Source organism: Microcystis sp. M_QC_C_20170808_M3Col (assembly GCF_007095505.1).
GTDB lineage: Bacteria > Cyanobacteriota > Cyanobacteriia > Cyanobacteriales > Microcystaceae > Microcystis.
The window spans coordinates 1-8,887 of sequence record NZ_SFBY01000168.1; the positions used below are offsets into that span (position 1 = coordinate 1).

The window sequence follows — 8,887 nt, forward strand, 5'->3', positions numbered from 1 at the left end:
AAATGCTCGTCCACATCCCTTTGAGTTAACTTACTTTTGACCTCCACTAAAATGGCATCCGTATCATTCACTACTAATAGATCAATCTCTAAACCCTCATTATCCCGTTTTACCGAAATACCAGGGTGAAACTCATGGACATCAATACCCCGCTCCTGAAACAGACGCACCACCGCAGGACGTACTTGCCACTCGACAAACTCTCCTAAACGATTGCCCAACTCCCCAATCTGCTGACTAACTCTGTTAATTTGTTTATCCGTTTCTTTTTGAGCTTGGGATAACTCTTGTTGGGATTGAGCTAATTGCTTTAGTATTGCCCGAATGTCTTCAATAGTGGCTGTCATAGTGAATTTCTCTCAAGCTAAAGTGAAATTTTCTCTATTATAGCCCGATCGCTTTTTCTCCCTTGAAGTAACCGTTCAAGGGGGGACAAAATCTAGTAATCTAAAAAGACGTAGAAAAGAGCGGCTACTGTGAGAGAGTAGCATCCATGCCTCTAGGAAAGGCAGTGCTTCTCCTTCTCTGCTGCCCCAGGAGAGTCCTTCCACAGAGTCAATGCCACTGGCGGCTTGACATCCCCCCTCTGAACGGTTACAATGAAACTATAGGCCTTATGTAAGTTAAAAGCTGGAATGGTGTAAACTCCTTCGATAGATTATCTCTCTAGTGGGAGTGTTGGACTCAAATACTTGATGCCTATTAGGTTGTTTTAGCTCACATCAAGCGTACTACTTTATTATCTTTCTTACACGAAATTTTAAAGGTTTGAGCCTTCGGTAAATCTTTCGACGTACCCTAGTCATCCTGTCTCAAAAATAGCTTGAGCGATTTTTTCAGAGGATTTTCCTAATCTAAAGTAATATCCTCTGAATGTTTATAATGTTACAAATTAAGTGATTTTTACTCATTTCAGTACAATGGCAAAAAATCAAGCTGAATCTATGTCTGATCAGAATTATCAGCAGCCAGATATGGGTGCGAAGAAAACAACGCAGGCTAGGATAGAACATCAGGATAATAAGCAAATAAAAACGGGAATTGATTCTAAAATTGATTCAGAAAAAACGTCTAAATATTCGGAGCCAACAGGAAGATTAGGGGAGATAATCCTGCGCTTAATGCCTGTGGGTCTTTTGCTCGGAGGATTGAGTTATTGGGCGATAGTTGGCAAGATTCCGACACCTGTTCAAGGACGAGCGGTCATTTTGATTCCTCGTTCTATTGTTAATATCGAACCCCGTCAAGGTGGACGGGTGTTAACCCTCCTGATTCAACCGGGAGATTCTGTCAAAAAAGGTCAGTTACTGGCAACTTTAGAGTTTCCTGAATTAGAAACAGAATTAAAAGATAAAAAGGATAGACTAGCGGATCTCAAGCAGCAGGATGAAAGAGTTGACTCTATTGAAGTGAGTCGTCGCCAATTGAATGCAGCCTCAATAGAGCGCCAGCAAAAGGCGAATCAGCTTCAGATTAAAGCACTTCAAGTTCAATTATCCAGTAATCAAAAACAGCGAGAAGCCTATCTCTCCCATGCTCGATACCTTAAAAATTTCCAGAACTCAACGGATGAAAGACTAGCCGCCTACGATAAACTTATCGAAGAGGGGGCTGTCGCCAAGCTAGATTTTCCCTCCTATTTGTTTCAGTTCAATAATCTAGAGGCTTCTAATAGTATCAATCGCGTCCAAATAGAACTCGATCGCCTTAAGGGGGTTGATGAAAGCCTGCGAGCGCAGATGAACGCATTGACGGCACAGAATAATATACTAAACACAGAAAAACGGCAAATAGACCTCCAAGATACAGCCAGTGATATTCTTCGTTACAATGCGATCGCTGACCAGCAACGAGAGATTAATACGTTAAAAACCACTATTCAAGCCAACAAAAATGTAGTGAGTCTGTACAACGGCCAGATTTTAGACTTATCTGTTAATCCGGGGGAAGTCCTGGCTCCGGGGGGGCGCATAGGTACGTTAGAAGTCTCCAATCTAAAGGCCAAGACCAACGTGGTGGCCTTGTTTAAGAGTGGTGATGCCAAAAGATTAGAACCGGGCAAGGAAGTAGAGGTCGTTCCCGATCTCTATGATCGCGAACGCTATGGGGGTATCGTCGCTAAGGTCGTTTCCGTCGATCAGCAGCCGGTAACTGTGGCAGAACTGGCAAATATAGTCGGAAGTAATGAACTGGCCAGCAAGCTGTTTCTGGGTAGGGATGAAGACGATCGCGATAAGCCTATACCCGTCAATGCAAGTGTTATCAAAGCCACTTTAGCGCTGAAGGTCGATCGCAATACACCGAGTGGTTTTTACTGGACTCAAGCTAAGGGAGCGCCCCAAAGAATTACCAACGGGACTACCGCAGATGTCCATGCTGTGGTGGAAGAGCGTTCTTTAGTGAGTTATATAACCCCTGCTTTTCGCTGGATTACAGGGGTGTACCAACGTTAACCACAATCTTGCGCTCGCAAGTAGCTTAAAGAAACAAAGACTGGAATAAACGGTTAAACCTAATATGGAAAATCCGAAAAGACGTTCTCAATGGTGGACTTGGTGGTTTAAGTGGTGGATTATTGCCGCAGCGTTTGTCTTAGTAATCTTGATCCATAGTGAGCCTCCTCAGCTTTGGTTTTGGTTGGTGACGTTTTTGGCACTGATTTTATATGGGATTGAGCGGGCGATTAATGAGTAACAATGAGTAAGTCGAAAAAGGATATAGAGATACCTTGGACATTAAAAACGGGCTAATGCTCAGACAGGGATTGAAGTTTTCCCTAGGTGCTGCTCTCTTAACGAGTTTCTTTTGGCACCGAGGAAATGTATTAGACAACTTTGTCTATCCCGTCTTTGGGTATGTATCTGTACTGATTGAGCCATCGATGGGAGGTGCGATCTCCGCAGGTTTGGGGCGTTTGGGGGGGAGTGCTTTGGGGGGAATCATTGCCGCTATCCTGGTGAACGCCTACGGAATCCAAGGCTCAAGTTTTTTTGTCATTCCCTCTCTCACCTACATTTTAGCCGCCCTGATCTGTGAAACTTACCGATGGCAAGCCGCTTATTCCCAAGCCACACTACTGGGCGCTTTAATTGCCATGAGAGTGGTAGGAACATCAGCACAACAAAATATCTGGCTCTATTTGCGATCGCGCCTCATCGATAACTGGATCGGAATCGCTGTGGGAATTGCTGTCGCCTTACTATTTTGGCCCCAGAATACTCGAGCCGATCTCAACCGGAACTTGATGGGAATCCTTCAAGATATACCGCGCTTGTTCCAAAAAATCCTCGATCGCTACCTAAAAACTGAGGTCGACGAGCGGGATTATCCTCTTTCTATTGAGCAGAACGAGCTTAACTTACTCAATCAGATTAAAAAATCAACACAAACTAGCCTTTCAACACTCACAAAAGCAACCCATGAATTCGGTAGTGAGATATTGGTGGCAGAAAATTGGAGTGAAATCTTGGCAATTCAGAACCAATTGACTCGACAATTAGCTGATCTGATGGCTTTTAATGGCGGAAAGCGTGAACAAAATTTAGTGCATCAGTTCAGGGATGAATTTCACCAATTGGCGACTCATCTTACCGACAGCTTTGATAGCTTGAGGGATCTGAGTAACGGCAAAAAAATCTTAGCTACCCCTTACCTCAGAGAATTAGAAGAAGATTTAGCGAATATTGGGGGTAAACTTGATCATCTCCGAACCAGTGGAGAGATTGATCGGTATGATGTTCAAGAATCACTACAGTTTTATCAATTTATTCAACTTGTATCTCGATTTATCCAACAATGCGAGGGATTAGGAGGCAGGATAATCGATAAAACGAAAGTAACTGCAACTTTCAGGCGAAGACACCTGATTACCTTTCCCAAATGGACCCCTATACCCCTAAAACGCCTGAGAGAAATTGTCAGTCTTGGCGTAGTTATTGGTTTGTTACTGGCTATTATTCGTCACATCGAGTTTCCCTATCCTTCTGCTTACGAAAAAGTGGCAGATATTGTGATAATAGGTGCAGTGGTCACTGTCATTCAACCGACACGGGGTCGAGCGATCGCGATCGGTTGTGCGGCAACTGTTTCGTTGAGTTTGACGATTCTCTGTATTTACCTGTTGGTCAAGTCCTTTGGTTATAATCCTTTTAGTAGCAGTCTGGCTTATTTTTTCGCCTACTTCAGTTGTGCTTGGCTGGGGTTTACACCCATCGCTCGCATCGGTGCGATTGTAGCAGCCGATGCCATCGGGAAGGATATTTTTCCTTTTTTCGAGCAAGGAATTTGGGCCGCACTGATTTCAGTTCCCGTAGGCGCGTTTCTGGGGGTGTTGCTGACCACTGTATTTATGACAGAATCGGCTACAAACGAACTGGAAACAGATTTTTCCGTGACTTTTAAGAAAATGGGACAGCTATATCAAAAACTGCTGTCAGGCTATTTTCAGGATACGATACCACCGTCAGATATCGCCCAACTGAAGCAGGCAATTACAGTGGCGATTGCCAAACATCCAGCCTCGGTTAAGATTGCCAGTCTCGAACAAATTTCCACAGTTTTAGCAACCAAACACCAAAATTTTTGGAATTTCTCCATCGGCTACGAACAAAAACTCTGGGCTCAACTGGATGCTTTACAAGATGTGCTACAGCAACCGCTTCCTGAACCGATACGACAAAAGTTTTTACCTGAATTACAAGCGATCGCACAACAAACCGCGATCGCTTTTGATGAAATTGCTGAGGCGATCGCTGCCCAAGTCATTCTCAACCCACCAAAGTTAGGATTGCTCATCGAAGAAATTGAATCCCTTGAGAAGCAATTACTGAGCTTGCGGGTTGAGAGTCGAAGTTATCCCTTAAATGAGCTAATCGCCTTTAGCTCGGCTTTTATGACGATGAAAGCCATTGCCAGCAACTTAAATCAAATTCAGCTAATTTGGTGTATTAGAAAAATGCTAGAAATTCTATAATCTAAGACTTTAAGCCGAAATCTATTGCCCTATTTTAGCTGAAACAGTCCACTACAAGATCGGCGATCTGCTATGCAGTACCTTCGGCATCGCACTTCTTAATGGGATCACAATGCTTTGATCTCAACGATGCCGCCCTCAACATTATCCACCTGCAATCGATAACCGTAGAGCATCGCCATTCCGAGCAACGGCTCTGTCTCTGATGCTGCGATATCAACCTCGCGATATTGCCCATCCCAAATGACTGTTGCAGTGTAAAAATCAAACAAGACTTCGCTGCCATCGCCTAGAGTCGCTGGATTGGAGATCGTCCAAGGCAACCCCAGGCGAATGATGATTTCAGATGGTAAAGACAGAAAGCCATCAAACCCGGTATCAATCACGGTATTGATGAATTCCCGCTGACCAGATGAGTAGTTACCAACTACAAGGGAAAGTGTAGCTTCACGGCGCAAATTCACAACTCCGTGTATCATGAATTCTTCTTTAAGCTCCGCGAACCAAAGTGATACACGGCACGGTGTCCAATCCGAATTCCAAAAGGCTGGGCATCAGGGTTACGCTCAAATAGCCGATTGGTTGCAGCTACGACCGTTTCATCAACCTCAAAATCTCCGGTTTCGATGTCGATCGCGATAATTTTACCCTCATTACCCGCTTCGACTTGCTGCCGAATGCCAGACTCGTAGAGTTCTTTCCCCCGACGAGCCATCTCCTCTTTGCTGTAACGCCTTTGCCGAACTGTCATAGCCTTGCCCCATTGACTGCCTTCTCCATGTTAACCTGAACGATCTCGCTCTTTTGAATTGATAGGGTGTGTTTGGCAATCACTTAATCTTGGCGATCGATATGATGTAGCCTGTGTTAGCGTTAGCGTAACGCACGGATTTTGAACATTAGATAAGGTGCGTTACATTTCATTAACGCACCCTACAAGATCGGCGATCGCACTGTCAACCTTACACGCTGCCCGACCAATTCAGGCGCGTAACGAAGAATTTCTTCCCAGGTTCCTTCAAAAGAACGCTGTTCCATGAGACAACCTCTAAACTGTATTTCACTTTAATTATGGCAGAATTTCTCACTCTATGCCTACTCCTATTCCTCAGATTCAAGAGTTAGAGAAGTATCAAATGCTAAATTTACATTCAAAGATCCGTGCAACTCACCATCTGCCGCAGAACTAATAAAGCCAATTTCTAGAGGATCACCTGTTTCGATCGTGATTGGCATACCACTTGCTACTACATGAGATTGAACCAAACTTGCTGCAACTTGAGATAATGTAGGTTCAGTTAACTTGTATTTTTCCTTCAACCATTGATGTAGATAAGCAAATTGATTTTGAATACCCTGAATTTCCATAGTGGTCTACCTCTATTGATTAACATTATTCCAATCAACACATTACTAATCGCTTTAATGCGATGCTTTACCGGTGGTCTTGTAGTAATCTACTTTTCGCCTTTAGCCAACAAATTTAGTACACGCCCCAACCTAAAACCTAGAGGGCTAACGGTTGAACTCACCCGTCGTCATTGACGTTGGATGATGTTAACATCTTAGCATACGGTCGGGTGCAGTGGTTTGTTAGACGGGCTTATATTTAGATAAGGTGGAAGGTGCATGGGACGTATGCTACAAATACACAATTTTGTCTTATACCCTGATCGCACTACCATAGACCAAATAAGCCAATACCTTTAGATACATATTTCTTGAATAGCTGATAAACTTGTCTATTACCTCGTGCATAAAATAATGGAAAAATTCTGTCTAACTATATATTATGCGGAAATTTTCCGTATATCACGCCAAATACGCATTTTGGCTCTTCGGTTTGTCTTATGCAATGGACGGGGTTATAAGGAATGAAACCCTTATAGAGACAGACATTACCGCAATTTTTGTCAATTGTTTGCGATCTGGAGCGAACTAATCAATTAAAACCATACCAAGTCCCGAAGAGCCCGCATTTTTTTAAGAATCTTTCTGTATATTACGCTCAAATGGAGCGATTGCGAGAAGTTTTCCGTATAATATTACAATAAGCGTGTTATGCCGATTAGCATACTCTGTGATGAACCCTCCCCCATCTCCCCAACTCCTGGAGGTAGTGCGAGAGACGATACGCCCTACCGCATTACTCCTACCGCACCGAACAAACATATCTGGACTGGATTAAGCGTTATCTGCTCTTCCATCAGAAAAAACATCCCCGTGAAATGGGGGGTGAAGAAATTAGAGCCTTTTTGACCCATCTTGCCGTTGATAAAAACGTTGCCGCCGCCACCCAAAACCAAGCCCTCAACGCCATCCTCTTCCTTTATCAAGAAGTTCTTAAAATTGAACTGGAAAATATCGGTGCATATTTACGGGCAAAACGCTCCAAACGCCTGCCCACCGTCCTCACCAAAAAAGTAAAAATGGCTGATGATTTTAGCGATCGCAGTCTGTTGTGCGATCGCTGCCCAGGTCATTCTCAACCCACCAAAGTTAGGATTGCTCATCCAAGAAATTGAATCTCTTGAGAAGCAATTACTGAGCTTGCGGGTTGAGAGTCGAAGTTATCCCTTAAATGAGCTAATCGCCTTTAGCTCGGCTTTTATGACGATGAAAGCCATTGCCAGCAACTTAAATCAAATACGGGACAGTTGACATTAACCCGCACATAATCCGAGAGGGAAGTACCGAGAAGGCGATCGAGATCCGGTAAACTCTTAGCCACGGAAGGACGGCGATCGGGCGAACCCAACAGTAAGAGATCGACATTATAATCATCGACGAGTTTGCAGAGTTGTTCTCCCGGTTTACCCCCCGTCACCAGGCAGCGATAGGGTATATTCATCCGTTTCACTTTTGCCACTGCGGGCCTTAAAATCGGGTTTTCTTCCATTTCTTTGGGGGAAGTGGGGGCAAATTCCGGTTTTAAGTCGGGGTTGACGCGGGCCAGAATTAACTCTGCTGAAGGATAATCCCGCAGGAGATAAATAGCCAGATCGAGAGCTAAATCAGCCGAAGTGGACTTATCGAGGGCTACCATCACCTTTTTGATTTTTTTGACGTAAATATCGTCTTTTACCAACAACATCGGGTGATTAGTCAGTTGAAAGACGTATTGACTGACGGAATTTTCTAGAATTGCCTCCAGTCGCTTGAGTCCTCGGGAACCCATCAGGATCAAATCGGCCCCGATTTCGTCGGCAACTTGACAGACGGTATCTTTGGGATCTCCTTGACGCAGAATAGTGGAAACTTTGCTGGGTTCAATTTTGACTTCTTGCAGGATTTTAGTCAGCATTTGGGTTCCTTCTTCCCATTTACTGGCCAGGGCTTCGGTGGTAATCTGAGGGGGAACAACCCGGAGAATGGTGATCGACGCTTTCCGGATAGCGGGGAGATCCATCAATGCTTGTAGCATTTCTTGGGTTTGACCTGCGCCGGAATCAGCGTATAGTATTTTCTCTAGCATAAGATTAAACTCGGTCTATGATCTTAATAGTTTTCGCTCATTTTCAGCATACTGCTAATGTTGTTCCCGAAATTTAACAACTTATTAAGCGCTTTTTCTTCGGTTAATGCGATGCCGCATTTGAGGGTGTTTTAAGTATTTATGCTTAATTGATTAGAAATACCTGGCTCAAAATCATGGTGTCAAACGTTCATTAGTACTAAATTTTGGAGGCAATGCTGGCGCTCTCTTTTAATAACTGCTGCCGTTCACCATTAATCGACCATTTAATTGATGATTATTCATTCTTAATTCTCCAGCAACCACGAGAATTTTTGATTTTTACAACGCCGATTCAAGTCTGAAGTGCATCACCTGAAAAGCTTGACAGAGGAAAGCTCATCAGTTAAAGTCGGATATTGCTCAAAACAAACAGACAAACTAATGAACTACTCACATCT

At 43.7% G+C, this 8,887-nt stretch carries 9 protein-coding genes; 4 read left to right on the forward strand and 5 right to left on the reverse strand.

From position 1 onward, the window contains the following. Positions 1-347, reverse strand: a 347-nt coding sequence (locus EWV84_RS07695) for a DUF3782 domain-containing protein (protein ID WP_287077535.1), incomplete at its 3' end; no start/stop codon positions are given. A 573-nt stretch (positions 348-920) separates the two neighbouring features. Here EWV84_RS07695 and EWV84_RS07700 point away from each other — a divergent pair. The 3 genes from EWV84_RS07700 to EWV84_RS07710 all read left to right on the forward strand — a co-directional run bounded on the left by EWV84_RS07700 (position 921) and on the right by EWV84_RS07710 (position 4,972). Next, the gene (locus EWV84_RS07700) at positions 921-2,453 is read left to right on the forward strand and encodes an NHLP bacteriocin system secretion protein (protein WP_323801793.1); all 1,533 of its coding nucleotides are present in this window, start codon (positions 921-923) and stop codon (positions 2,451-2,453) included. Positions 2,454-2,517: 64 nt separating this feature from the next. Further along, on the forward strand, positions 2,518-2,694 hold the full coding sequence (locus EWV84_RS07705; protein ID WP_170915562.1) for a hypothetical protein: 177 nt from the start codon (positions 2,518-2,520) through the stop codon (positions 2,692-2,694). 55 nt (positions 2,695-2,749) lie between these two features. Then, entirely contained in the window at positions 2,750-4,972 is a 2,223-nt protein-coding gene (locus EWV84_RS07710; protein ID WP_287077537.1) for an aromatic acid exporter family protein, read from the forward strand. A 107-nt stretch (positions 4,973-5,079) separates the two neighbouring features. On the opposite strand, the gene EWV84_RS07715 is transcribed toward EWV84_RS07710, so the two are convergent. The 3 genes from EWV84_RS07715 to EWV84_RS07725 all read right to left on the reverse strand — a co-directional run bounded on the left by EWV84_RS07715 (position 5,080) and on the right by EWV84_RS07725 (position 6,340). Beyond that, positions 5,080-5,451, reverse strand: a complete 372-nt coding sequence (locus EWV84_RS07715; RefSeq protein WP_287077538.1) for a clan AA aspartic protease — start codon at positions 5,449-5,451, stop codon at positions 5,080-5,082. After that, a complete protein-coding gene (locus EWV84_RS07720) occupies positions 5,448-5,723 on the reverse strand; it encodes a hypothetical protein (protein WP_002776327.1) in 276 nt (91 codons plus the stop codon). Before EWV84_RS07720 ends, EWV84_RS07715 begins: the two co-directional genes overlap by 4 nt. Before the next feature lie 350 nt (positions 5,724-6,073). Beyond that, complete coding sequence (locus EWV84_RS07725; RefSeq protein ID WP_287077539.1) at positions 6,074-6,340, reverse strand: hypothetical protein; 267 nt, start codon at positions 6,338-6,340, stop codon at positions 6,074-6,076. An 827-nt stretch (positions 6,341-7,167) separates the two neighbouring features. Here EWV84_RS07725 and EWV84_RS07730 point away from each other — a divergent pair. Further along, the gene (locus EWV84_RS07730; RefSeq protein ID WP_287077541.1) at positions 7,168-7,497 is read left to right on the forward strand and encodes a site-specific integrase; all 330 of its coding nucleotides are present in this window, start codon (positions 7,168-7,170) and stop codon (positions 7,495-7,497) included. A gap of 83 nt (positions 7,498-7,580) precedes the next feature. On the opposite strand, the gene EWV84_RS07735 is transcribed toward EWV84_RS07730, so the two are convergent. Further along, complete coding sequence (locus EWV84_RS07735; RefSeq protein ID WP_287077540.1) at positions 7,581-8,447, reverse strand: universal stress protein; 867 nt, start codon at positions 8,445-8,447, stop codon at positions 7,581-7,583. Positions 8,448-8,887 lie beyond the last annotated feature (440 nt).